Here is a 23,831-nt window from a genome sequence, read left to right on the forward strand (position 1 = left end):
TTAATTTTGAAAACAAAGGGTCGAATATGTACATCATCTCTAGTAAAAACATGTTGTTAAAAGCTCAACGCAAAGGCTATGCCGTTCCCGCTTTTAACATCCACAATCTGGAAACAATGCAGGTCGTCGTGGAAACCGCCGCTGAACTTCGCTCGCCGTTGATCCTGGCCGGCACCCCAGGAACTTACAGCTATGCTGGCACCGGCAACGTTGTGGCGATTGCCAGGGATCTGGCAAAGCTTTGGGATCATCCGCTGGCGCTACATCTTGATCATCATGAAGATCTTGCCGATATCACTCATAAGGTACAGGCAGGGATCCGCTCGGTAATGATCGATGGGTCTCATTCCCCATTCGAAGAAAATATTGCGTTGGTGAAAAACGTCGTTGAGCTTAGCCACCGCTACGATGCCAGCGTAGAGGCCGAATTAGGCCGCCTGGGCGGCGTGGAAGATGATCTGATCGTTGACGCAAAAGATGCGCTTTACACCAACCCAGAGCAGGCGCGTGAATTTGTCGCCCGTACCGGTATTGACTCGCTGGCTGTGGCTATCGGCACCGCCCACGGGATGTATGCAGCCGAACCGAAACTCGACTTTGAGCGACTGGCTGCCATTCGTGACCGTGTTGAAGTTCCGCTGGTGCTGCACGGCGCTTCAGGCTTGCCGGACAGTGATATCCGCCGGGCCATTTCACTGGGTGTGTGCAAAGTTAACGTGGCTACCGAACTGAAAATTGCCTTCTCTGACGCGCTGAAACAGTACTTTATTGATAAGCCTGACGCTAACGATCCACGTCATTATATGAAGCCTGCAAAAGAAGCGATGAAAGAAGTTGTTCGTAAGGTCATTCACGTCTGCGGTTGCGAAGGGCAACTGTAAAATCCGGCGCAAGGAGCTTTGTCGTGATCCACACCCTGACGCTAAACACCGCTATCGATATGAATATCTTTTGCGGTTCATTACAGCCTTCAACAGTGAATCGAACGCAACACACAGAATACTGCCCAAATGGGAAAGGCGTTAATGTTTCTCTGGTACTTAACCATTTCCAACAACCCACGCATGTGATGGGAATATTTGGTGGATTTACCGGTCGGTATATTGTTGAAGAGCTACGTAAGCAGTCGATAAAAGTGACCCCTGCCTGGGTATCTGAGCCAACACGCATTAATATATTTATTAATGATGGAAATGATGAATATAAATTAGTTAACCCTGGAGCCAGAATTGATGATGACTGTAAACAACAGGTTATTCATCATTTAGATTGCGTAGCTCCCGGAGATTACTTAGTTATTAGCGGCAGCTTGCCACCAGGCATTGAAAGTCGCTTCTATGCTGAGATTATGGCGCTGTGCCAGCAGAAGGGCTGTGAAATTATTCTGGATATAAGCCATCCCTCGCTACGACAGCTGCTTGAATTCCAGCCATTACTGATCAAACCCAATGACGATGAATTGAAGGATATATTTGATCTCGAGGTCGACAACGCGCAGCAAGTTCGTGAAGCCATGCTGATGCTACACCAACTCGGCGCCCGTAACGTGCTGCTTACGCTAGGGGCAAAAGGGCTCTATTTCTCCAATGGAGCGGAGTTGTGGTTCTGCTCTGCTCCGGAGGTCGAACTCGTCAGTTCGGCCTGCGCAGGGGATGCTGCGCTTGGCGCATTCTTAAGTAAATGGCTCAACGACGACGATGTCAGCCACGCGCTCACGCTTGCCAGCGCAACCGGTGCCGACGTCGCAAGCTCCGCAGGCCTTGGCAAGCTCAACCGCACAGAAGAATTACAACAACAGGTTCAAATCGTCCAATTATAAAGGTCCGATTATGAAAAAGATTATTGCAGTTACCGGCTGCCCTACAGGTATTGCCCATACTTTTATGGCTGAAGAAGCCTTAAAAACCGCAGCAAAAAAACTAAATATTGAAATTAAAGTGGAAACCAATGGGGCGTCAGGAGTTGAAAACCCCATAACTCCTGACGATCTTAAAAATATTTACGGTGTTATTGTTGCCGCAGATAAAGATGTTAATGCCGAGCGTTTTAATGGCCTCCCAGTCATTGAAGTGCCAGTAAAAGAAGCAATTCATCACCCTGCTGATTTAATTAATAAAGTTATCAGCGGCCAGGCAACGCGGCGTCAAGGAACCACTTCATCTTCAGAAGATGTAGATAAATACGAGCAGGAGTCATTTGGACGCCAGATTTATAAACATCTAATGAGCGGCGTATCAAATATGCTGCCTTTTGTCGTCGCAGGCGGGATCCTGATTGCAATCTCCTTCCTGTGGGGGATCTATTCTGCCGACCCAAATTCGCCACAGTATAACGTGATTGCCTCCACGCTGATGAAAGTCGGCCAACAGGCCTTTTCCATTATGGTGCCGGTCTTTACCGCCTATATTGCCTGGTCGATTTCCGGTCGCCCAGGCATGGTGGCCGGTTTCGTCGGTGGTTTACTGGCAAACGCCACCGGCGCGGGCTTCCTCGGCGGGATCATAGCGGGGTTTGCCGCAGGCTATTTTATGCTGCTGGTTCGAAACCTGCTCAACGGACTACCGCGTCAGTATGAAGGGCTGAAATCCATCTTTATTATGCCGCTGGTTGGTGTACTGGTGATTGGCGTGCTGATGGTGCTGCTCGGTAAACCCGTTGCGGCCATCAACAACGGCATGATGAGTTGGCTGAGTTCGTTACAGCAGGCCAACCCAATTCTGCTTGGCATTGTCGTCGGCGCAATGTGCTCCTTCGACTTTGGCGGCCCGGTCAATAAGGCTGCCTACGTCACCGGCACCTTGTTGCTCGGCCAGGGGAATTTCTTCTTTATGGCTGGCGTTTCTGCGGCCTGCATCACTCCGCCGCTGGTCATCGCCTTAGCCACCACCTTCTTCCCGAAAGGTTTTAGCGAGGAAGAGCGTGCCGCGGGCATGGTGAACTATATCCTCGGTTGTACGCACATTACCGAAGGGGCAATCCCGTTTGCCGCAAAAGATCCGCTACGCGTCATCCCGATGATGATGATTGCTTCCTCTATTTCAGCGGTTCTCAGCTACAGCCTGCATATTGAGGTTCCGGCACCGCACGGCGGTTTCTTAATCCTACCGTTGGTCAATAAACCGTTGACCTGGGTGCTGTGTATCCTCGCGGGTTCCGTCTGCGGTGCAGTCATGCTGGGATGCTGGCGGTTATGGCAAAAACGTTCTCAGGAAGCGGTGGCGCTGGCCAACGCGATTAAATAAGGAAAGCGCTATGCAACTGACTCTTGCCGATATCCATTTCAATCACCAGATTAAAACGAAAGACGAAGCACTCACCCATGTTGTCGGTGCGCTCACCGACGCCGGGCATACCCGGCCCACATACCTGCAAGGGATGCGCGACCGTGAAGGGCAAATAAGTACCTATCTGGGGAACGGTATCGCTATCCCTCATGGTACACCGCAGAGTCGCGATGCGGTGCTGGAAACAGGAGTAAAAGTGCTGGCCTGCCCGCAGGGCGTAGATTGGGGAGAGGCGCAGACTGCCTATCTGATTGTCGGTATTGCAGCACAGGATAACGAGCATCTGGATATCCTGCGTCAACTCACCCACGCCCTGAGTGACGATCGTGTCCCTGAGGCCCTCTCTCGAGCAGAAAATGCGCAGGCGGTACTGGATATTCTTGCCGGGAAGATTGCCCCTGCCGAAGGTGACGAAGTAGAGCCACCGCCGGTATTCGATGAAGATGCGACCTTCACGCTGCGTAACCCACACGGCCTGCACGCACGTCCCAGTGCAGTGCTAGTGAAAGCGGTAAAGCAGTGGCAATCGCAAATACGCGTGGAAAACCTCGATACCCAATCCGCCATTGTCGATGCCAAAAATTTAATGCGCGTCGTATCGCTAGGGGCAAAGCAGGGGCATCGACTGCACTTTATGGCCAGCGGAGATGATGCTCATCAGGCGCTTTGTGCTATTGGCAGCGCATTTGATGCCGGTCTTGGCGAAATTGCTGCCCAGCCTCAGCAGGGCTCTCAGCCAATAACAAAAGACCGCCGCAGCTGGATTTCCAGATTATTTAGTTAGTTTTCATAACATTACTTACGCTCTGCCGTTAACGCCAGGGCGTTTTTTTCATGCCTGAAATTTCTGTTTTTCCTGTTATCCCCCGTTTTTCAGAGAAAGATCACAAAACAAAACAAAGGTGTTTGCGATGAAAACAAAACATAACGAATATATTCGAAAGAAAACGGAGGGTTAAAATGAAAGATATAATTTCCAGACACAAAGCAGGTGAGCACATCGGTATCTGTTCAGTATGTTCTGCACATCCCCTGGTGATTGAAGCTGCGTTACGTTTCGATCTTCACAGCGACCAAAAAGTGCTGATTGAAGCCACCTCTAATCAGGTCAATCAATTTGGGGGCTACACCGGTATGAAGCCAGCTGATTTCCGCGACTTCGTCTACAACATCGCGCAGGAAGTCGGCTTCCCGCGTGACAGACTGATCCTCGGCGGCGATCACCTTGGTCCAAACTGCTGGCAAGATGAAACCGCCGCAGAGGCGATGGAGAAATCCGTCGACCTGATTAAAGCCTACGTCGCCGCGGGCTTTAGCAAAATTCACCTCGATGCATCCATGTCCTGCGCGGACGATCCCACCCCGCTCGATCCCGCCGTTGTTGCCCAGCGCGCGGCGATCCTTTGCCAGGCAGCAGAAGAGACGGCAACCGATGACCAAAAACGCCAACTGACCTACGTTATCGGCACCGAGGTTCCGGTTCCCGGCGGTGAAGCCAGTACCATCGGCACCGTTCACGTGACCCGCGAGGAAGATGCCGCGCGGACGTTGGAAACCCATGAGGCCGCCTTCCGGGCCTTAGGTCTTGAAACCGCGCTGGAACGCGTTATCGCTATCGTGGTTCAACCTGGCGTTGAGTTTGACCATACCCAAATTATCCACTATCAGCCCAATGCGGCCGAAGCGCTGTCCGCCTGGGTCAGAAAGACGCCAATGGTCTATGAAGCGCACTCCACCGATTATCAAACTCGTCAGGCCTACCGCTCGTTGGTCCGTGACCACTACGCCATTTTGAAAGTCGGCCCCGCGCTCACCTTCGCCCTTCGTGAAGCCATCTTTGCGTTGGCGCAAATGGAAATGCAACTGGTTTCCCCGGAGCAGCGTAGCCACGTACTGGAAGTGATTGACGAAGTCATGCTCAACGAACCGGGTTACTGGAAAAAGTACTATCGTCCAACCTGGAGCCAGGCGATGGTCGATATCCATTTCAGCCTGTCCGACCGCATTCGCTATTACTGGCCGCATCCGCGTATCCGCCAAAGCGTAGAGAAGTTAATTACCAACCTGGATGACGTATCGCTACCGCTGGGGCTGATTAGTCAGTACTTACCAATGCAGTTTGAGCGCCTGTCCGCAGGCACCCTGACTGCCACGCCCCATAACCTCATTATCGACAAGATCCAGGACGTTCTGCGCGCATACCGTTTCGGTTGCGTAGCCGAAGCCGCCTGATAAAAGGAGCCCCTATGAGCCAACTATTTGTCCGTACCGGAATTGAGTTCAACACGTGCCAGGAAGCGCTGACGCACATTGGTGAGGAGATGCTGGCGAAAGGGGTGGTACACGATAGCTATCCGCTGGCGTTGCTCGAACGAGAAGCCGTATTCCCTACCGGGATTGCGCTGGAGCGCCATGCGGTGGCGATCCCGCACTGTGAGGCGACGCATGCCAGGTCGCCCGCTATTTATCTGATTCGCCCGGATAAACCGGTACATTTTCAGCAAGCGGATGATGACGCGGAAATTGGCGTCTCGTTGATTATCGCCCTGATTGTAGAAAATCCGACGGCGCAGTTGAAGCTACTGCGACGTCTGTTTAGTGAGCTGCAAAACCCTAACACCCTCGACGCCTTGCTGAGCGCCCCTGATGCTGAGCTCGCTGCGTGTTTTCGGGAAACCATCCTCGAGCCTGAGCTGTGCAATCAGGCTTGATAAGAAACTGATAATAAAAGGAGTACCCTATGAAACGTAAAGTGATTGTCGCCTGTGGCGGCGCCGTAGCGACCTCAACAATGGCCGCAGAAGAGATCAAAGAGCTGTGTGAAGCTAATAATATTATCCTCGATCTAGTGCAGTGCCGGGTGACTGAAATTGAAACCTATATGGATGGCGCGGATCTTATCTGCACTACCGCCCGCGTTGATCGCTCATTTGGTGATATTCCCGTTGTTCACGGTATGCCGTTTGTATCCGGTGTGGGTATCGAAGCGTTGCAACAAAAAATCCTGAACATCCTCGTGGGGTAACGTCATGTTTAGCGAAATAATGCGCTATATCCTGGATTTAGGTCCAACGGTCATGCTGCCGCTGGTGATCATCATCTTCTCTAAACTACTGGGGATGAAACTCGGGGACTGCTTTAAATCCGGTCTGCATATCGGGATTGGCTTTGTCGGCATCGGACTTGTGATTGGCCTGATGCTCGACTCCATCGGACCTGCCGCAAAAGCAATGGCAGAACAGTTCCAGATAAACCTGCACGTGATCGACGTAGGCTGGCCGGGGTCTTCACCGATGACCTGGGCATCCCAGATTGCCCTCGTCGCGATTCCAGTGGCTATCGGCGTCAATATTCTGATGCTGGTCACTCGAATGACGCGCGTGGTGAACGTCGATATCTGGAATATCTGGCATATGACGTTTACCGGCGCCATGCTGCATCTGGCAACCGGGTCATACTGGTTGGGAATTCTTGGCGTGGCGGTTCACGCGGCCTTCGTCTACAAACTGGGCGACTGGTTTGCCAAAGATACCCGGGATTTCTTCGGCCTCGACGGCATTGCTATTCCGCACGGTTCTTCGGCCTGGTTTGGCCCCATCGCCGTTCTCGTCGACACCATCATTGACAGAATCCCTGGGCTGAACCGCATTCACTTTAGCGCGGATGACGTTCAGAAACGCTTTGGCCCGTTCGGCGAACCGGTCACCGTCGGTTTTATCATGGGCCTGGTTATCGGCATACTCGCCGGCTATGACGTGAAAGCCGTGCTGCAACTGGCGGTCAAAACCGGCGCCGTGATGCTGCTGATGCCACGCGTCATTAAACCGATTATGGATGGCTTAACGCCGATTGCTAAACATGCTCGTAAGCGTTTGCAGGCAAAATTCGGTGGTCAGGAGTTCTTAATCGGCCTCGACCCGGCGCTACTGTTAGGCCATACGTCCGTGGTCTCTGCCAGTCTGATTTTTATCCCGCTGACGATTCTGATTGCCGTGCTGGTGCCGGGTAACCAGGTTTTACCGTTCGGCGACCTCGCCACAATTGGCTTCTTTGTTGCTATGGCGGTCGCGGTGCATCAGGGCAACCTGTTCCGCACGCTGATTTCCGGCGTCATCATCATGGGCATCACTCTGTGGATTGCCACCCAAACCATCGGGCTGCATACCCAACTCGCCGCTAACGCAGGGGCGCTGAAAGCCGGTGGCCAGGTGGCCTCGCTGGATCAGGGAGGGTCGCCGATTACCTGGCTGCTGATTCAACTGTTTACCTGGCAAAACCTGGTGGGATTCCTGGTTATCGGCGTCATCTACCTGCTCGGGGTCGCACTGACCTGGCGGCGGGCCCGTGGTTTTGTCGCCACGGAGAAAGCCGCCACCGCGCAGCAAAGCCAGACCGTATCTTAATTTTCGGGGGGACATTCGCTCCCCCTTTCACTTTATGGAGACTGTTATGAAATCAGTGGTGATTCACGCTGAGGGAGACGTGCGCGTTGAAGAACGCCCGATGCCAACCCTGAAGAACGACGACGATGTACTGGTCAAGGTTATCTGCTCTGGGCTTTGCGGTTCAGACATCCCACGTATTTTCGCCAAAGGTGCGCACTATTATCCAATAACACTGGGGCATGAATTCAGCGGTTATGTGGAATCGTATGGCCCTGCCGTCACCGATATGCAACCGGGTGATGCCGTTGCCTGCGTCCCCTTGTTACCATGCTTCGATTGCCCGCAGTGCGCTCGCGGCTACTTCTCACTGTGCAAGCAGTACCAGTTTGTCGGTTCACGCAGCGAGGGGGGCAATGCTGAATACGTGGTCGTCAAACGCGCAAATCTCTTTCGCCTGCCGAGCGAAATGCCGATTGATGACGGCGCGTTTATTGAGCCCATTACCGTTGGCCTGCATGCGTTTCACCTGGCACAAGGCTGTACTGGGAAAAACGTGATTATCATCGGCGCCGGGACAATTGGTCTGTTGGCGCTACAGTGCGCACGCGAACTGGGTGCAAAAAGTGTTACCGCCATTGATATCAACCCTCAAAAGCTGGAGCTCGCAAAATCGCTGGGCGCAACCCACGCTTTCAATAGTCGGGAAATGGATGGAAAGGCTATCCAGGCGGCACTGGAGGACGTTCAGTTCGATCAGTTGGTACTGGAAACTGCGGGAACACCACAAACCGTCTCCCTTGCCATTGAAGCCGCTGGCCCCCGCGCGCAGTTGGCCTTAGTCGGCACGCTGCATCATGATCTTGCCCTATCCTCGGCCACCTTCGGCCTCATTCTGCGCAAAGAACTTACGCTTATCGGTAGCTGGATGAACTACTCCGCACCGTGGCCGGGAGAGGAATGGGAGACAGCAGCTAGACTGCTGACAGAGAAGCGTATTCAACTCGCTCCGCTCATCGCGCATCAGGGCGATGCGGCGAGTTTTGCCCATGAAGTCAAAGCGCTCAACGGCGCACCGATGCAGGGAAAAATACTGCTGAAAATGGCATAACACGGCGAGCCAGCAATCAGAGCTGGCTCACATTACCTTTCGAAAATTATCATATAACTTTCATTAACCTTCGTTTAAACTAACTTCAGTTAATTATCAGGCAAATCAATATGAATTCATTTGAACGAAGGAACAAAATCGTCGATATGGTGAATACGCAGGGTAGCGTCCTGGTATTAGACCTTTCGAATCTCTTTGGTATTTCTGAGGTTACCATCCGTGCCGATTTACGCCTGCTTGAAGAAAAGGGCTTACTGACCCGCTTTCACGGTGGCGCAGCCCGGCCCGGCAGCAATCTTGCCGAAACCGAAAATCAGGAAGTAATGCTCGAAGATCGTTACCAGCTCGCCAGCGATCCTAAAAAGCGAATAGCCAAAGCGGCAGCGGCGTTGATTAAGGAAGGTATGACGGTCATTCTCGACAGCGGCAGCACTACGCTACTGATCGCAGAGGAACTGGTGAATATGAACAATATCACCGTCATCACCAACAGCCTGCCTGCGGCTTTTGCACTATCGGATAATAAAGACATTACGCTGGTCGTCTGTGGCGGTACGGTGCGTCATAAAACGCACTCCATGCACGGCACCATTGCTGAGCGTTCACTGCAAGGTATTTGCGCCGACCTGATGTTTGTCGGTGCCGACGGCATTGATGCGACACACGGCATCACGACCTTTAACGAAGGCTACTCGATTAGTAGCGTCATGGCCGCCGCCGCGCATAAAGTCATAGCCGTTCTGGATGCAACCAAATTTAATCGCCGAGGATTTAACCAGGTTCTGCCGATGGAGAAGATCCATTGCGTCATGACCGACAGCGAGATTGCGCAGTCGGATATTGCCGCGCTGGCAGAAACGGGCGTTGAGCTGGAGATTGTTTAAGCCCAGACATAAATGGCGGGCCAGCGCCCGCCATGCTTTATCGGGCGTTCAGCGCCTCCGCAGAGCGGGTAGCAAAAGGCGTTTTCTTCCGACACGCGCAGGCGCTCACCCTTACTCCCCCTGCTGCTCCAGCGCATACTTATACAACGCATTCTTCTTCACGCCGTGGATTTCCGCCGCCAGCGCCGCCGCCTTCTTCAGCGGCAGTTCAGCCTGTAACAACGCCAGGGTACGCAGCGCGTCGGCAGGCAGTTCGTCCTCCTGCGCTTTGTGCCCTTCTACAATCAGCACCATCTCGCCTTTACGGCGGTTTTCATCTTCTTTCACCCACGCCAGCAGTTCGCCTACCGGCGCGCCGTGGATGGTTTCCCAGGTTTTGGTCAGCTCGCGCGCCAGCACCACGTAGCGGGATTCACCCCAGACGGCAACCATATCTTCCAGGCTGTCGAGCAGACGGTGGGTGGATTCGTAGTAAATCAGCGTGCGTGGCTCAGTTTCGATAGCCTTCAGCGTGTCGCGACGACCTTTAGATTTAGCGGGCAGGAAGCCTTCGTAGCAGAAACGGTCCGACGGCAGCCCGGCAGCGCTCAGGGCAGCAATCGCCGCACATGGGCCCGGCAGCGGCACCACGCGGATACCCGCTTCGCGACAGGTACGCACCAGATGGTAGCCAGGGTCGTTGATAAGCGGCGTTCCGGCGTCAGAAACCAGCGCGATGTTCTGCCCTTCCTTCAGTTTCGCCACCAGCGTTTCCGCTTTTTGTTGCTCATTGTGATCGTGTAAGGCAAACAAACGGGCGTTAATGGCGAAGTGTTGCAGCAATAAACCTGTATGACGGGTGTCTTCAGCCGCAATTAAATCAACAGCTTGCAATACTTCGAGCGCTCGTTGGGTAATATCAGCCAAATTTCCGATAGGAGTAGGTACAATAAAGAGTTGGCCTTGAGAATTATCCGCCGATTCGTGTTGTTTCATTGTTTCGTCCGTATTGCCGATTTAATATTGAGCATTGCGTAAAAAATATTACTGGATACAGAATGGTACCCTCAACATTTTCTCGTATGAAAGCCGCGCGCTGTCTGCCGGTCGTCCTGGCAGCGCTGCTGTTTGCAGGCTGTGGCACCCAGGCCCCCGATCAGAGTGCAGCCCAACTTCAGGGCGCGACGCAGGCTGACTCCGGCTTTTATCTGCAGCAGATGCAGCAAAGCTCGAATGATAGCAAGACCAACTGGCAATTACTCGCCATTCGTTCATTGCTGAAGGAAGGCAAGAGCCAGCAGGCGCTGGAGCTGTTCAATCAGCTGCCGCAGCAACTGAACGCAGCCCAGCGTCAGGAACAGGCGCTGTTAGCGGTTGAACTGAAGCTAGCACAGAAAGATTACGCTGGCGCACAGGCGCTGCTGCAAAAGCTGAAAGCTGATGATTTCGACAGTGCGCTGCAGGCGCGTTTCTGGCAGGACACCATCAGCGCCGAGCAGGGTAAACCGTCCCTGACGCTGCTGCGTGCCCTGATTGCCCAGGCACCGCTGCTGACCACTCAGCCGGAAAGACAGCAAAACAGCGACGCCACCTGGCAGGCGCTTTCCTCCATGACCCAGGAGCAGGCCAACGCGCTGGTGATCAATGCGGATGAAAACGTGCTGCAAGGCTGGCTCGATCTGCAGCGTGTCTGGTTCGATAACCGTAACGATCCCGATATGCTGAAGGCCGGTATTAAAGACTGGCAGACCCGCTATCCGCAGAACCCTGGCGCGAAAGTGCTGCCGTCGCAGCTGGCGAACGTACAGAACTTTAAGCCAGCGTCGGTCAACAAAATCGCCCTGCTGTTGCCGTTAAACGGCCAGGCAGCGGTGTTTGGCCGTACCATCCAGCAAGGCTTTGAAGCCGCGAAGAACGGCACCATGCCAGTGAGCGGCAGCGCGGTACCGGAACAGGTCGCACAGGCAGCGACCGCCGCCGTGGTTAGCCCATCTCAGGCTGAAGTGACCGACCTGACTACACCGCAAAGCCAGGCGCCGGTTCAGGCGCCAGCAGCGGCTCCAGTTCAGGCCGCGCAGGCTAACAACGCAGCCTCGCCTGCGGCTCAGGCACCAGCAGATGAGGCGGCTCCTGCTCAAACACCGGCAGTGCAGCCCGTCGCGAGCGTAGCGGCAAACCCATCGGCAGAGCTGAAAATCTACGACACCTCTTCCCAGCCGCTGAACCAGATTCTGGCACAGGCGCAGCAGGACGGCGTCAGCCTGGTGGTTGGCCCGCTGCTGAAAAACAACGTTGAAGAGCTGATTAAAAGCAACACCACGCTGAACGTGCTGGCGCTGAACCAGCCGGAAGCGGTAAGCAACCGTGCTAACATCTGCTACTTCGCGCTGTCGCCTGAAGATGAAGCCCGCGATGCGGCGCGTCATATTCATGACCAGGGCAAACAGTCTCCACTGCTGCTGGTGCCACGCAACGCCCTCGGCGATCGCGTCACCCAGGCCTTCGCCGACGAGTGGCACAAAATCGGCGGTGGTACGGTCTTACAGCAGAAGTTTGGCTCCCTGTCCGAGCTGAAAGGCGGCGTGAACGGCGGTTCCGGTATCTCGCTGTCCGGCACCCCGGTTATCTCCGCGCAGTCTCAGCCGCAGGGCGTCACCATCGGTAACCTGACCATTCCAGCCGCACCGACCGACGCGCAAATCACCGGCAGCAACAAGGTAGACGCGGCCTATATTCTGGCAACCCCGGAAGAGATCGCCTTTATCAAACCGATGATTGCGATGCGTAACGGCAGCCAGAGCGGCGCAATGCTGTACGCCAGCTCCCGCAGCGCACAGGGCACCGCTGGCCCGGATTTCCGTCTGGAGATGGAAGGCCTGCAGTACAGCGAAATCCCCATGCTTGCTGGCAGTAACCCGGCGCTGATGCAGCAGGCGCTGCGTGCGGTGAACAATGACTATTCACTGGCGCGTCTGTACGCCATGGGCGCGGATGCCTGGGCGCTGGCTAACCACTTCGCGCAGATGCGCGGCGTGCCGGGCTTTGAGCTGAACGGCAATACCGGCGATCTCAGCGCCACCCAGGACTGCGTGATTAACAGGAAGTTATCATGGCTCAAATACCAGCAGGGGCAGATCGTTCCCGCCAGTTAACGACAAAACAGGTTGGCGACGCCGCGGAACAGCGCGCGCGTCGCTGGCTTGAAGGCCAAGGACTGGCGTTTATCGCCGCCAACGTGCGCGAGCGCAGCGGCGAAATTGATTTAATTATGCGGGAAGGGACGGTCACGGTTTTCGTGGAAGTTCGCTATCGCAGCTCGGGGTTTTACGGCGGTGCTGCCGCCAGCGTGACCCGGAGCAAACAAAACAAACTGTTACAGACTGCCCGCTTGTGGCTTGCCCGCCACAATGGGAGTTTTGACACTGTGGATTGCCGTTTCGATGTGATAGCCTTCACCGGCAATGAAATCGAATGGTTTTCAAACGCTTTTAGCTCATAGAATGTAAAGGGATATCGTGCTCGAAAGAATCAAAGTGTGCTTCACCGAAAGCATTCAAACCCAAATCGCCGCGGCAGAAGCGCTCCCGGACGCTATCTCCCGAGCTGCGATGACCCTGGTACAGTCGCTGCTGAACGGCAACAAAATTCTCTGTTGTGGTAACGGTTCATCCGCCGCCAACGCACAGCATTTTGCTGCCTGCATGATTAACCGTTATGAAACAGAGCGTCCCGGTTTACCCGCGATTGCACTTAATTCCGATAATGTGGTCTTAACGGCAATAGCGAACGATCGCCTGCATGATGAAATCTATGCCAAGCAGGTGCGTGCGCTGGGTCACGCTGGTGATGTTCTGCTGGCTATTTCAACCCGTGGTAACAGTCGCGATATCGTCAAAGCGGTAGAAGCGGCTGTCACGCGTGACATGACCATCGTCGCCCTGACCGGCTATGACGGCGGTGAACTGGCGGGCCTGCTCGGTCAACAGGATGTGGAGATCCGCATTCCGTCGCACCGCAGCGCCCGTATCCAGGAGATGCACATGCTCACGGTAAACTGTCTGTGTGATTTAATTGATAACACCCTTTTCCCACACCAGGACGACTAAGGAGAACAAATGAAGGTGATTTCGACCCTCGCGGTCCTTATTTCCGCAATGCTGCTCCAGGGATGTATTGCAGCTGCCGTTGTCGGCACGGCTGCAGTCGGCACCAAGGCCGCAACTGACCCCCGCACGGTGGGAACTCAGGTGGATGACAGCACGCTGGAAGTTCGTGTGAACAGCGCCCTGTCTAAAGATGCGCAAATTAAGAAAGAGACGCGCATTAACGTGACCGCCTACCAGGGCAAAGTGCTGCTGACCGGTCAGACGCCGGATCTGAGCCTCGCCACCCGTGCGAAGCAGATCGCCGTTGGCGTTGATGGCGCAACCGAAGTGTATAACGAAATTCGCCAGGGCCAGCCGATTAGCCTCGGTACCTCGTCTTCCGATACCTGGATTACCACCAAAGTCCGCTCCCAGCTGCTGGCGAGCGATCAGGTGAAATCCTCTAACGTGAAGGCGACGACCGAAAATGGTGAAGTGTTCCTGATGGGTCTGGTCACCGACCGCGAAGGTAAAGCCGCGGCCGATATCGCCAGCCGCGTGAGCGGCGTGAAGCGCGTCACCACCGCGTTCACCCCAATTCAATAACGTCTCACACCTTGCCCGGCAGGTTCACTGCCGGGCGATTTCCCTCAGCTTACGCGACGATAGTATCTCTACCTGCGCATGTCCCGGGTGCCTTGCCGCACTCAGCATCGCCTTTGCCACATCATGTGCTTCAATCGCCTTCCAGTTCCCCGGCAGCACGCTAAACAGCGGTGCCAACAGGCGCTCGTTCAGGCGCGGTTTACCGCGTTGACCGAGCAGCATTGAAGGTCGCGCGATAACCAACTGCGGCCAGCCCTGGTCTATCAACGCGGTTTCCATTTCCCCCTTCACCCGATTGTAGAAAAAGGGGGAGTTCGCGTTTGCTCCCATCGCGCTGACCACCAGCAGCTGCTGTGCGCCCAGCCGCAGGCCGGAGCGGGCGGTTTCCAGCACCAGATCGTAATCGACGTGGCTGAAAGCGGCCTTCGAGCCCGCGTCGCGGATTGTGGTGCCAAGGCAGCAGAAAACGGTATCGACGGGCGAGGTGACCTTCGCCAGCGCCACGCTGAGATCCGGGTCGTGCGGGTTGACGATCCCAAAGGCGTGCTCCAGCGGATGGCGCGTAGGCGCGACGATGGATTCCACCTGCGACTCCCGGCGAAGCAGATTAAGTAAGTGCCCACCAACAAGGCCGGTGGCACCGGTAATGAGGACGTGGTGCATGGGGCTCTCCGTGTATTCCCGGCGTCGCAAAGCTCGGCCGGGCTACCTTATCGGCTGCGTCTGTTGCGATGCAACCATATCAATTTATAGGCCGCCGGAATGATAAACAGCGACAGCAGCGGCGCGGTGATCATGCCACCAATCATCGGCGCAGCAATGCGGCTCATCACTTCAGAACCGGCCCCGGTTCCCCATAGTATGGGCAATAGCCCGGCAATAATCACGGTCACCGTCATCGCTTTTGGCCGCACGCGCAGCACGGCCCCATGATACAGCGCCTCGTCCAGCGCCTGCGGGCTAAAGGTATCAGCCTTTTGCAGCCGCGGTTCGGCTTCAATCGCATGACGCAAATACATCAGCATCACCACGCCAAACTCCGCCGCCACCCCCGCCAGGGCGATAAACCCAGTTCCCGTTGCCACCGACATATGGAACCCTTGCCAGTAGAGGAACCAGATACCGCCCACCAGCGCAAACGGCAGGCTCATCAGAATCAGCAGCGCTTCATCCACCCGGCGGAAGGCCAGATAGAGCAGGATGAAGATAATCATCACCGTCATCGGCACCATCAGCTTGAGTTTCTTATTGGCATGTTCCAGCAGCTCAAACTGCCCGGAAAACGCCACGCTGGTGCCCGGCTTCAGGGTTACACTGCGGCTAATCGCCGTTTGCAGGTCATGCACGACGGAGACCATGTCGCGGTCACGGGCATCAATGTAAATCCAGCTCGCCGGTCGCGCGTTCTCGGTTTTCAGCATCGTCGGGCCGGAAACCACCTTCACGTCAGCCACATCGCCGAGTGTAATTTGCTGCTTCGTCGGCGTGAGAATCGGCAACTGGCGCAGTGCCGTCGGGCCATCGCGGAAACCTTGTGGATAGCGGATATTGATAGGGTAGCGCGCTACGCCTTCCACCGTTTCCCCCACCGTCGCCCCGCCGATTGCCGACGAGACAAACAGCTGCACATCACCCACCGTCATACCGTAACGCGCGGCTTTCTCGCGGTTGATATCAACGTCAATATAGCGCCCGCCCTCCAGCCGTTCAGCCAGTGCGGAGACCACACCCGGCACGGTTTTGGCCACCGTTTCAATACGCTGGGCGGCTTCATCAATATCCGCCAGTGACGTACCGGAAACCTTGATCCCAATCGGGCTCTTAATCCCGGTGGAGAGCATATCAATGCGGTTACGAATCGGCGGCACCCACAGGTTCGCCAGCCCCGGCAGCCGCACGGTGGCATCCAGCTCGTCGATAATCTTGTCGAGCGTCATCCCCGGCCGCCACTGATCCTGCGGCTTGAGCTGAATGGTGGTTTCAATCATCTCCAGCGGCGCGGAGTCGGTCGCGGTTTCCGCTTTCCCCGATTTACCAAACACCGATGCCACTTCCGGCACCGTCTTAATCAGCTTATCGGTCTGCTGGAGCAGCACCGCCGCCTGCCCCGGTGAAATTCCCGGTAGCGTCGAAGGCATATACAGCAGGTCACCTTCGTTAATTTTCGGCAGAAACTCACCGCCCACTTTGCTGAGCGGCCACAGCACGGTGAAGATAGACAGCAGTGCCACCAGCAAGGTGAACTTCGGCCATTTCAGCACCTTCAGCAGCAGCGGGTGGTAGATCGCAATCAGGAAGCGGTTCAACGGGTTGCGCGATTCCGCCGGGATCTTACCTTTGATCCAAAAGCCCATCAGGATAGGGATCACCACGATAGCTAGCGCCGCCGCCCCCGCCATGGCGTAGGTTTTGGTAAACGCCAGCGGGCCAAACAGACGCCCTTCCTGCCCTTCAAGGGTGAAGATCGGGATAAACGACAGCGTGATGATCAGCAGGCTGATAAACAGCGCAGGCCCCACTTCCACCGCCGCGTCGGTGATCTCTTTCCAGCGGGTAGCGTTATCCATCGGCTCATCAGGATGCGCCTCCTGCCAGTGTTCGAGCCGCTTGTGGGCGTTTTCGATCATCACGATCGCCGCATCCACCATCGCGCCGACGGCAATGGCGATCCCGCCCAGCGACATAATGTTGGCGTTCAGCCCCTGGAAATGCATCACGATAAAGGCGATGCACAAGCCCAGCGGCAGCGAGACGATCGCCACCAGCGCCGAGCGCACGTGCCAGAGGAACAGCGCGCAGACCACCGCCACCACGATAAACTCTTCAATCAGCTTCGAGCGCAGGTTGTCGATGGCCCGGTCAATCAGCTGGCTACGGTCGTAGGTGGTGACCACCTCAACCCCTTCCGGCAGGCTTTTTTGCAGTGAGGCGAGCTTCTCTTTCACCGCCGAAATCACTTCACGGGCGTTCTTACCCGAGCGCAGCAGCACCACGCCGCCCGCCACTTCACCCTCGCCGTTCATTTCAGCGATACCGCGGCGCATTTCCGGGCCAACCTGCACCCGCGCCACGTCTTTCAGGTAGACCGGTACGCCGTTCGCTTCGGCCTTCAGGACGATATGGTTAAAGTCTTCCAGGCTTTTGAGATAGCCGGTGGCGCGTACCATATATTCCGCTTCGGCCATCTCCACCGATGAACCGCCCGCCTCCTGGTTGGAGGTGGTCAGCGCCTGCTTCACATCGCTAAGACTGATGCCGTATTGGGCGAGCTTCATCGGGTCGACCTGCACCTGATACTGCTTCACCACACCGCCAACGGAAGCCACTTCCGCCACGTTCGGGATGGTTTTCAGCTCATATTTGAGGAACCAGTCCTGCAGCGAACGCAGTTCGGCAAGGTCGTGCTTACCGCTTTTGTCCACCAGCGCATATTCAAAGATCCAGCCCACACCGGTAGCGTCTGGGCCAATCTCCGAGCTCACGCCCTGCGGCAGCTTACCCTGCACCTGGTTGAGGTACTCCAGCACGCGCGAACGCGCCCAGTAGAGGTCGGTGCCGTCCTCAAAAATCACGTACACGTAGGAGTCGCCAAACTGCGAGAAACCGCGCACCGTTTTCGCGCCCGGCACCGACAGCATGGTGGTGGTGAGCGGATAAGTTACCTGATTCTCGACAATCTGCGGCGCCTGCCCCGGATAGCTGGTTTTGACGATCACCTGTACGTCAGAGAGATCCGGCAGCGCATCCACCGGCGTGTTGACGATGGTCCAGCCGCCCCAGAGGCTCAAAAACAGCACGCCCATCATCACCAGAAAACGGTTGGCGACCGAGCGCCGGATAATCCATTCAATCATCACCGTCTCCTTAATGCCCGACGTGGGCGTCAGCGGTATGCCGCATTCTGTCCAGCGCGCCGCTGATATTCGCTTCCGAGTCGATCAGGAACAGGCCGTTCAGCACCACCGATTCCCCTTCCGATAGCCCCGCGCCAATGCCGGCCTGATGCTGAGATTCATGCAGCACCTGGATCTTTTTCGGCACAAACTCGCCGTTGCTCGCCACCGTAATCACCCGTTGTTCATCGCCGGTATCAATCACCGCCTGAGACGGGATCAGCAGCATCTCGTCGCTTTGCGCGTTCAGCTTCAGGTAGGCGTTCATCCCCGGCTTCAAGAGCTCATCTGGGTTATTGACCTGCAAACGCACCTGCAGCGTACGCGTGGTTTGGTCGACGCTCGGCAAGATAGACCATTTCTGGATCGGGAAGGTTTTGTCCGGATAGGCCGGGATAGCCACCGTAAACTGGGTGGAGTCTTTAAGCAGATAAGCGATCGATTCCGGCACGGCGGCGGTGATCCACACCGGGTCCATGCCCTGAATCTGCGCCACCACGCTGTCTTTGGCGATGTTCATACCGCTTTTCAGGCTAAACGCCGTCAGTACGCCATCGATAGGCGCGGTAAGGGTAAAGCGCGTCTGTACGCGGCGTGTGCTGCGCATCCGCTGGATATCCGCTTCCGGCATGCCCGCCAGCCGCAGACGTTCCAGCACGCCATCAAGCTGGCTTGCCGTGCCGCCTGAGCTTGCCAACAGCAGGTATTCGCTCTGCGCTTCCACCCACGAAGGAATGGTGACCACCACCAGCGGCGTGCCCTTACGCACTTTGTCGCCCACCGTCAGCGGGGAGACCTTTTCGATAAACCCTTCGGCGCGCGCCTGGACAATCACAAACTGGTATTCGTTGTAGCTGACGTTCGCCGGAAGGGTCTGGCCATAGTTGAGGCGGCCCTTGCTGACTTTCTCCGTACGCAGCCCCAGGTTGTGCACCTGAGTGGGGTCGATACGGACGCCGCTCGACTGCGCATCCCCGCCCTCATCGGCGTATTTCGCTACCAGGTCCATGTCCATAAACGGCGATTTACCCGGCTTATCGAAGCGCACGTCGGGCTTCATCGGATCGTACCAGTACAGCACCTTACGCTCGGCAGGCTGAGATTCAGCCTGGGCGTTCGGCGCCATAAAGCGGCTTATCACCGCCGTCGCCAGGCCGCCAATAATCAGGCTACAGACAATGGCGGCCGTATATTTTAATTTAGCCATCAGATTGACTTAATATCCTGAAGCAGCGAGATGTTCCCCTGCTGAATAAAGGAGAAGTTCACGTGACAGCCCTCTTTCAGCTGATTAATAGCTTCGGTGGGCGCGGAATAGGTAAAGCGCATGGTCATCGCCGGCCAGCCAATGGCGGGAATGGCTTCATGGGCGATGGTGATTTTTTTCGCCGCTTTATCCACGGACTGCACCACGCCGGTACCCTGAATAACCGCCTGCTGGGTATTCATTTCCATCATCTGGCCATGTCCGTCATGCTGCATTTCGGCGGCCTGAACGTTCAGCGTCATCGCCATCAACATTCCGCCAACCAGCATCGTTACGTTACGCATATCGAGAATCTCCTGAATAAAGGGTTACGCTTTCCAGCCGCCACCGAGTGCGGTGAATAAATTAATTTCGTTAACCTGTTGGGAATAAAGTAAATCGAGGATCGCCTGCTGCGTGGTGAAGATAGCGCGCTCGGCATCGAGCACTTCGATATAGCTCACCGCACCGCTGGCATATAATCCGCGGGCGCGCTGCAGGGTAATTTGCAGCGACGCTAAATAACGCTGCTGCGCCACCAGTTGGCCTTCGATGCTTTCGCGAAGCGACAGCGCATCGGCCACCGCTTTAAAGGCTGCCTGAATTTTCTGTTCGTAGTTCACCACCGCCTGACGCTGCTTCACGTTAGCCAGTGCCAGGTTGGCTTCGTTACGCCCGGCATTGAAGATGGGCAGATCCACTTTCGGCACGAAGTTCCACATGCCGCTTGCCGCATTGAACAGGCTGGAGAGCGACGAACTGCTGCTCGAAATGCCGCTGGTTAACGTTATCGACGGAAAGAAGGCCGCGCGGGCCACGCCGATATTGGCATCCGCCGCGCGCAGTTGGTGCTCGGCCTCCATGATGTCCGGACGCTGAAGCAGAATGGTCGATGGCAGGTTAGCTGGCAGCGGCAGTGGCTTTACCGCCGTGACGTTCTGCGCGTCATCGCTTAGCGGGGTGTTGTAGGTGCCCAACAGCTGCTGCAACGCGTGATTGGCCTGCGCCAGCTCACCTTCCCGCTGGGCGATATCGGCACGGGTGCTTTCAATCACCCCACGCGCCTGCTCCAGCGCCAGCACGTTGGTGCTACCGGTAACCAGCTGCTGTTCCACAAACGCGTAGGATTGCTGGTAGTTACGCAGCGTCTCTTTGGCGATCGCCAACTGGACTGCTAGCCGCCGCTGGTTGAAGTATGCCTGTGAGACGTTCGTCACCACCACAATCTGCGCCGCCCGCTGGGCGGCCTGGCTGGCGAAAAAGCTCTGCCGATCCGCCTCGCTCATGTTTTTCAGCTTGCCGAAAAAGTCGAGCTCGAAGCTCAGGTTCAGGCCCGCGCTATAGCTTTTAGTGGTGGCGTTTTTTCCCTGCAGGTCGCCTTCATAGCTGCCGCCCGTCGAGCCATCAAGCTGCGGGTAGCGGCCAGCGTCGGTCACGTTGTACTGCGCGCGCGCGGCTTCAACGTTCAGCACCGCCATGCGTAAATCACGGTTGTTGTGCAGGGCGACATCAATCAGGCGTTTCGCCTGTGGGTCGACGAAAAAGGTCTGCCAGCCGGTTTCCTGCCACTGGCCGCCGCTCGGCACCAACGCCCCCTGAGACAGCGAAAACTGCTGAGGTACTACGTTTTCCGGCTGTCGGTAATCCGGTGCCAGCGAGGTGCATCCGGCTAGAATGAACGCCATCATCAGCGTCAGTTGTTTTACTTTAAACATGTCACGTCCTGTTCAGCCGAATCAAAAGGGGCTGGCTATGTGGCTACTTTACGGAGGTGACTCTGTTTGCTCGGTGACAGGTTAATGACAAAGCTGTCATTTACGCGCGGTGGAACGTGATCGGCATGGCGAAAAATAAGCCGCAATCGCGGTGGGAAATAATAATGGGCCAAAAAATTGCTCTTTTTTTTCTGCAATATTCATTGGCGATCACGCTTTCACGGAAAAAGGCTAGCGCGCTCACGAATTTATTCTCTTGCTATCCCCCCGTGTTTATTTAGTACAAAACGATAACGGTAATCTTTTCATACGGTTAAATTATCGAGAATAAATATCGCCTGATTTTCCTTGTGAACTCATCCACATAATTATCTGATATTCCTGCAATTACATTTTCAAAACATTGTTTCATCATCGTCACGCTCCTATCATCATTTTCGTTCCTTTTTTCACCAATCCTTACCTCTGTTCAGGGATGGCAAATATCTACCGTAAAAAATCGGAGTCAATATATGCAATTCAAAACCAAAGCGCTGGGTTTGGCCCTGTTAATTAGCCTTTCACATAATGCTTTCAGCGAAGAACTGGATGTCTGGATCCGCGCCAGCAACGATTCAAAAGTGATTTACCAACAGCTTGCGGACCAGTTTAAAAAAGAGACCGGGATATCGATTAAATACTTCAACGCGGTGACCGACTTCGACCAGCGTCTGGCACGGGCGGCCACCGGCAACGCGCTGCCGGACGTGGTGTTCAACGATGCAATTATCGTCGGCCAGATGGTGCAGCTCGGCATCGTCGATGAAATTAAGCCGGGCGAGCTAAAGGGCGGTAGCGATGTCTATGAGGCGGCGTGGAAATCCACCCAGCTGCCGGACGGGAAATATTACGGCGTCCCAACCTCCGCGCATACCTACGCGCTATTTATCCGTCAGGACTGGCTGAATAAGCTCAACCTGAAAGCCCCGACCACCTGGGAGGAGCTTAAAAACGTGGCGAAGGCGTTTACCCATGACGACCCGGACGGCAACGGTAAAAACGACACCTATGGCTTTACCATGCCATTAGCGACCACCCGCGGCTATGCCAGCTCGTTCTCATCGTCCTATCTGTGGCAGGCGGGAGCGAATTACCTGGTGGCAACGCAGCCGGGGAAATTTAAAGCGGCACTGGACAGCAAAGAGATGGTCACCGCAATGACGTTTATGCGCGGGATGGTGTGCGAAGGGTTGGCGCAGCCGGGGGCAATTAACCATACCACCGCCGATGCCAACACCTCGTTCCGTTCCGGGCAGACCGGAATGTACTCCTCCGGCCCGTACCACATCGCACTGTTCGATAAAGATCCGGGCAAAGAAACCTACACCGTCGTGCCACCACCGGCAGGCCCCGGCGGCGCCATCTCCATGGCGGAAGGCACCACGGCATTCCTGATGAAGACCAGCCAGCATAAAGCGGCGGCGAAGCGGTTCCTTGAGTTTTTGATCTCGCCTGAGGGGCAGAAGATCGGTATGGCGACCGACAGCACCTCAATGCCGATCGTCCGTCTGCCCATTAACAAGACGCTGAATATCAAAGATTATCATGACGATCCGCGCTGGGAAGTGTTCGCGGAAACCTACGCCAAAGAGGGGCGCTACATGCCACAGCTCCCAAATTGGATCCCGGTACGGCAAATCACCGCCGACGGCTTTAATAAAATCTACGCCAGCTGCGACGGTGATATTCCTGCCGTGCTGAAGGAGATCAACGGCAAGGTGAACGAGGAGTTGAAGCGCCAGAACGCGTGGGCGGAGTAAATGTAGCCCGGACGAGGTACGTCAGCGCCGACTCCGGGGTAACTCGGTGCCAAACCCGGCGTCGCATGCGCTCGGCCGGGCTACACGAATATGTGCTTAATCTACAAATGCTGATACGGGGAGGTTAAAGCGTTTTGCCAGCGCGCGCATATGATCGAGCGTCAGGGCCCGCTCTCCATTCAGTATTCGGCTGACTAACGATCTTTGACCTATTTCATGCTCAAAATCTGACTGCTTTAGTCCATGCTGGTCCATCAACACACGCAGTAGCGCTACGCCGTTACATCCGGTTGCAATACGTGTATTAAATGCAGCAAACTCTACGGCACTATCTTCATAGGCCGCTATTTTGCTGGCCAGCATATCAACAAGAGGGCTATCGGGCTCGTTCTCCAACAGATACTCAATCAGCTCCAGCGCCTCTTCATAATCTTTACGAGATGTACTCCCACCCAACAGTGGCACAATGCTGGCGAGATCGTTGGCCGCTTTGATCGCTTCTCTGAAAATCATTCTCTATGCTCCCGATAATATTTTGTTAATCGGTCATACTCCGGATGTGTGGTGATATGTTTAATAAACACCTTTCCCCGTTCGAAATCGGCAAAAAACATCATTCTCAATGTGTTACCGCTAATATCAATAACCCACCATTTATCCCGGTACTTCATACGATCCAGGCTGCTAAAATACTGCCTGAGTTCATCCGGAGTGGCGGCGTTCGCTCGTTTTAAAACCCGATATGTATCATCCAGTGCGGTGGTCTCGTTTGGGTATTTCCTCACCGCCTCATCAAATGGCGCCCTTGATATGACATGCACGACATAACCTCCATGTTTCCATATTG

The 23,831-nt window shown here is 55.3% G+C and carries 23 protein-coding genes; 15 read left to right on the forward strand and 8 right to left on the reverse strand.

Going from position 1 to position 23,831, the window contains the following annotated elements; genetic code table 11:
* The first annotated feature begins 26 nt into the window (after positions 1-26).
* The 10 genes from AB2B48_RS14890 to AB2B48_RS14935 all read left to right on the forward strand — a co-directional run bounded on the left by AB2B48_RS14890 (position 27) and on the right by AB2B48_RS14935 (position 9,661).
* Positions 27-881 (forward strand): tagatose bisphosphate family class II aldolase, encoded by an 855-nt coding sequence (locus AB2B48_RS14890; protein ID WP_368299537.1) that lies wholly within the window; start codon positions 27-29, stop codon positions 879-881.
* A 23-nt stretch (positions 882-904) separates the two neighbouring features.
* The gene (pfkB, locus tag AB2B48_RS14895; protein WP_368299538.1) at positions 905-1,819 is read left to right on the forward strand and encodes a 1-phosphofructokinase; all 915 of its coding nucleotides are present in this window, start codon (positions 905-907) and stop codon (positions 1,817-1,819) included.
* 10 nt (positions 1,820-1,829) lie between these two features.
* Positions 1,830-3,242 carry a PTS fructose transporter subunit IIC gene (locus AB2B48_RS14900; protein WP_368299539.1) on the forward strand — a complete coding sequence of 471 codons (1,413 nt, stop codon included), beginning with the start codon at positions 1,830-1,832 and terminating at the stop codon, positions 3,240-3,242.
* A gap of 10 nt (positions 3,243-3,252) precedes the next feature.
* Positions 3,253-4,068 (forward strand): HPr family phosphocarrier protein, encoded by an 816-nt coding sequence (locus AB2B48_RS14905; RefSeq protein ID WP_368299540.1) that lies wholly within the window; start codon positions 3,253-3,255, stop codon positions 4,066-4,068.
* Positions 4,069-4,244: 176 nt separating this feature from the next.
* Complete coding sequence (gene gatZ, locus AB2B48_RS14910) at positions 4,245-5,516, forward strand: tagatose-bisphosphate aldolase subunit GatZ (RefSeq protein ID WP_368299541.1); 1,272 nt, start codon at positions 4,245-4,247, stop codon at positions 5,514-5,516.
* A 14-nt stretch (positions 5,517-5,530) separates the two neighbouring features.
* A complete protein-coding gene (gatA, locus tag AB2B48_RS14915) occupies positions 5,531-5,995 on the forward strand; it encodes a PTS galactitol transporter subunit IIA (protein ID WP_368299542.1) in 465 nt (154 codons plus the stop codon).
* A gap of 29 nt (positions 5,996-6,024) precedes the next feature.
* A complete protein-coding gene (gene gatB / locus AB2B48_RS14920; RefSeq protein ID WP_368299543.1) occupies positions 6,025-6,309 on the forward strand; it encodes a PTS galactitol transporter subunit IIB in 285 nt (94 codons plus the stop codon).
* A 4-nt stretch (positions 6,310-6,313) separates the two neighbouring features.
* Entirely contained in the window at positions 6,314-7,687 is a 1,374-nt protein-coding gene (locus tag AB2B48_RS14925; protein ID WP_368299544.1) for a galactitol-specific PTS transporter subunit IIC, read from the forward strand.
* 46 nt (positions 7,688-7,733) lie between these two features.
* Positions 7,734-8,777, forward strand: coding sequence for a galactitol-1-phosphate 5-dehydrogenase (gene gatD / locus AB2B48_RS14930; RefSeq protein WP_368299545.1), 1,044 nt, complete (start codon positions 7,734-7,736; stop codon positions 8,775-8,777).
* Positions 8,778-8,887: 110 nt separating this feature from the next.
* Positions 8,888-9,661, forward strand: coding sequence for a DeoR/GlpR family DNA-binding transcription regulator (locus AB2B48_RS14935; RefSeq protein WP_368299546.1), 774 nt, complete (start codon positions 8,888-8,890; stop codon positions 9,659-9,661).
* Positions 9,662-9,772: 111 nt separating this feature from the next.
* Here AB2B48_RS14935 and rsmI read toward each other — a convergent pair whose 3' ends face one another.
* Positions 9,773-10,636, reverse strand: a complete 864-nt coding sequence (gene rsmI, locus AB2B48_RS14940; RefSeq protein WP_368299547.1) for a 16S rRNA (cytidine(1402)-2'-O)-methyltransferase — start codon at positions 10,634-10,636, stop codon at positions 9,773-9,775.
* A 62-nt stretch (positions 10,637-10,698) separates the two neighbouring features.
* Here rsmI and AB2B48_RS14945 point away from each other — a divergent pair, with 62 nt between their 5' ends.
* The 4 genes from AB2B48_RS14945 to dolP are packed head-to-tail and all read left to right on the forward strand — an operon-like array spanning position 10,699 to position 14,331.
* Positions 10,699-12,792 (forward strand): penicillin-binding protein activator, encoded by a 2,094-nt coding sequence (locus AB2B48_RS14945; protein WP_368299548.1) that lies wholly within the window; start codon positions 10,699-10,701, stop codon positions 12,790-12,792.
* Entirely contained in the window at positions 12,750-13,139 is a 390-nt protein-coding gene (locus AB2B48_RS14950) for a YraN family protein (protein ID WP_185667844.1), read from the forward strand. The genes AB2B48_RS14945 and AB2B48_RS14950 overlap by 43 nt, the downstream gene beginning before the upstream one ends.
* A 16-nt stretch (positions 13,140-13,155) precedes the next feature.
* Entirely contained in the window at positions 13,156-13,746 is a 591-nt protein-coding gene (gene diaA, locus AB2B48_RS14955; protein ID WP_035891056.1) for a DnaA initiator-associating protein DiaA, read from the forward strand.
* A gap of 9 nt (positions 13,747-13,755) precedes the next feature.
* Positions 13,756-14,331 (forward strand): division/outer membrane stress-associated lipid-binding lipoprotein, encoded by a 576-nt coding sequence (gene dolP, locus AB2B48_RS14960; RefSeq protein WP_185667843.1) that lies wholly within the window; start codon positions 13,756-13,758, stop codon positions 14,329-14,331.
* 24 nt (positions 14,332-14,355) lie between these two features.
* On the opposite strand, the gene AB2B48_RS14965 is transcribed toward dolP, so the two are convergent.
* From AB2B48_RS14965 to AB2B48_RS14985, 5 genes are all read right to left on the reverse strand, one after another.
* Positions 14,356-14,994, reverse strand: a complete 639-nt coding sequence (locus AB2B48_RS14965; RefSeq protein ID WP_368299549.1) for an NAD(P)H-binding protein — start codon at positions 14,992-14,994, stop codon at positions 14,356-14,358.
* Positions 14,995-15,041: 47 nt separating this feature from the next.
* Entirely contained in the window at positions 15,042-18,185 is a 3,144-nt protein-coding gene (locus AB2B48_RS14970; protein ID WP_368299550.1) for a CusA/CzcA family heavy metal efflux RND transporter, read from the reverse strand.
* 10 nt (positions 18,186-18,195) lie between these two features.
* On the reverse strand, positions 18,196-19,431 hold the full coding sequence (locus AB2B48_RS14975; protein WP_368299551.1) for an efflux RND transporter periplasmic adaptor subunit: 1,236 nt from the start codon (positions 19,429-19,431) through the stop codon (positions 18,196-18,198).
* Complete coding sequence (locus AB2B48_RS14980) at positions 19,431-19,733, reverse strand: copper-binding protein (protein ID WP_368301970.1); 303 nt, start codon at positions 19,731-19,733, stop codon at positions 19,431-19,433. Before AB2B48_RS14980 ends, AB2B48_RS14975 begins: the two co-directional genes overlap by 1 nt.
* 66 nt (positions 19,734-19,799) lie before the next feature.
* Positions 19,800-21,185, reverse strand: coding sequence for a Cu(I)/Ag(I) efflux RND transporter outer membrane protein (locus AB2B48_RS14985; protein ID WP_368299552.1), 1,386 nt, complete (start codon positions 21,183-21,185; stop codon positions 19,800-19,802).
* A 512-nt stretch (positions 21,186-21,697) separates the two neighbouring features.
* Here AB2B48_RS14985 and AB2B48_RS14990 point away from each other — a divergent pair.
* On the forward strand, positions 21,698-22,984 hold the full coding sequence (locus AB2B48_RS14990) for an ABC transporter substrate-binding protein (protein WP_368299553.1): 1,287 nt from the start codon (positions 21,698-21,700) through the stop codon (positions 22,982-22,984).
* 96 nt (positions 22,985-23,080) lie between these two features.
* On the opposite strand, the gene AB2B48_RS14995 is transcribed toward AB2B48_RS14990, so the two are convergent.
* Positions 23,081-23,497, reverse strand: coding sequence for a helix-turn-helix domain-containing protein (locus AB2B48_RS14995; protein WP_185667836.1), 417 nt, complete (start codon positions 23,495-23,497; stop codon positions 23,081-23,083).
* Complete coding sequence (locus tag AB2B48_RS15000; protein WP_185667835.1) at positions 23,494-23,805, reverse strand: type II toxin-antitoxin system HigB family toxin; 312 nt, start codon at positions 23,803-23,805, stop codon at positions 23,494-23,496. Before AB2B48_RS15000 ends, AB2B48_RS14995 begins: the two co-directional genes overlap by 4 nt.
* Between the last annotated feature and the right edge of the window lie 26 nt (positions 23,806-23,831).

The organism is Kluyvera sichuanensis, assembly GCF_040930405.1.
In the GTDB taxonomy this organism is placed as follows: Bacteria; Pseudomonadota; Gammaproteobacteria; order Enterobacterales; family Enterobacteriaceae; genus Kluyvera; species Kluyvera sichuanensis.

Excerpts from the sequence above, each read along its gene's own strand:
- AB2B48_RS14890 (WP_368299537.1), top strand. The coding sequence starts at position 27 with ATGTACATCATCTCTAGTAAAAACATGTTGTTAAAAGCTCAACGCAAA.
- AB2B48_RS14900 (WP_368299539.1), top strand. The coding sequence starts at position 1,830 with ATGAAAAAGATTATTGCAGTTACCGGCTGCCCTACAGGTATTGCCCAT.
- AB2B48_RS14905 (WP_368299540.1), top strand. The coding sequence starts at position 3,253 with ATGCAACTGACTCTTGCCGATATCCATTTCAATCACCAGATTAAAACG.
- gatZ (WP_368299541.1), top strand. The coding sequence starts at position 4,245 with ATGAAAGATATAATTTCCAGACACAAAGCAGGTGAGCACATCGGTATC.
- gatA (WP_368299542.1), top strand. The coding sequence starts at position 5,531 with ATGAGCCAACTATTTGTCCGTACCGGAATTGAGTTCAACACGTGCCAG.
- gatB (WP_368299543.1), top strand. The coding sequence starts at position 6,025 with ATGAAACGTAAAGTGATTGTCGCCTGTGGCGGCGCCGTAGCGACCTCA.
- AB2B48_RS14925 (WP_368299544.1), top strand. The coding sequence starts at position 6,314 with ATGTTTAGCGAAATAATGCGCTATATCCTGGATTTAGGTCCAACGGTC.
- gatD (WP_368299545.1), top strand. The coding sequence starts at position 7,734 with ATGAAATCAGTGGTGATTCACGCTGAGGGAGACGTGCGCGTTGAAGAA.
- AB2B48_RS14935 (WP_368299546.1), top strand. The coding sequence starts at position 8,888 with ATGAATTCATTTGAACGAAGGAACAAAATCGTCGATATGGTGAATACG.
- rsmI (WP_368299547.1), bottom strand. The coding sequence starts at position 10,636 with ATGAAACAACACGAATCGGCGGATAATTCTCAAGGCCAACTCTTTATT.
- AB2B48_RS14945 (WP_368299548.1), top strand. The coding sequence starts at position 10,699 with ATGGTACCCTCAACATTTTCTCGTATGAAAGCCGCGCGCTGTCTGCCG.
- AB2B48_RS14950 (WP_185667844.1), top strand. The coding sequence starts at position 12,750 with ATGGCTCAAATACCAGCAGGGGCAGATCGTTCCCGCCAGTTAACGACA.
- dolP (WP_185667843.1), top strand. The coding sequence starts at position 13,756 with ATGAAGGTGATTTCGACCCTCGCGGTCCTTATTTCCGCAATGCTGCTC.
- AB2B48_RS14965 (WP_368299549.1), bottom strand. The coding sequence starts at position 14,994 with ATGCACCACGTCCTCATTACCGGTGCCACCGGCCTTGTTGGTGGGCAC.
- AB2B48_RS14970 (WP_368299550.1), bottom strand. The coding sequence starts at position 18,185 with ATGATTGAATGGATTATCCGGCGCTCGGTCGCCAACCGTTTTCTGGTG.
- AB2B48_RS14975 (WP_368299551.1), bottom strand. The coding sequence starts at position 19,431 with ATGGCTAAATTAAAATATACGGCCGCCATTGTCTGTAGCCTGATTATT.
- AB2B48_RS14980 (WP_368301970.1), bottom strand. The coding sequence starts at position 19,733 with ATGACGCTGAACGTTCAGGCCGCCGAAATGCAGCATGACGGACATGGC.
- AB2B48_RS14985 (WP_368299552.1), bottom strand. The coding sequence starts at position 21,185 with ATGTTTAAAGTAAAACAACTGACGCTGATGATGGCGTTCATTCTAGCC.
- AB2B48_RS14990 (WP_368299553.1), top strand. The coding sequence starts at position 21,698 with ATGCAATTCAAAACCAAAGCGCTGGGTTTGGCCCTGTTAATTAGCCTT.
- AB2B48_RS14995 (WP_185667836.1), bottom strand. The coding sequence starts at position 23,497 with ATGATTTTCAGAGAAGCGATCAAAGCGGCCAACGATCTCGCCAGCATT.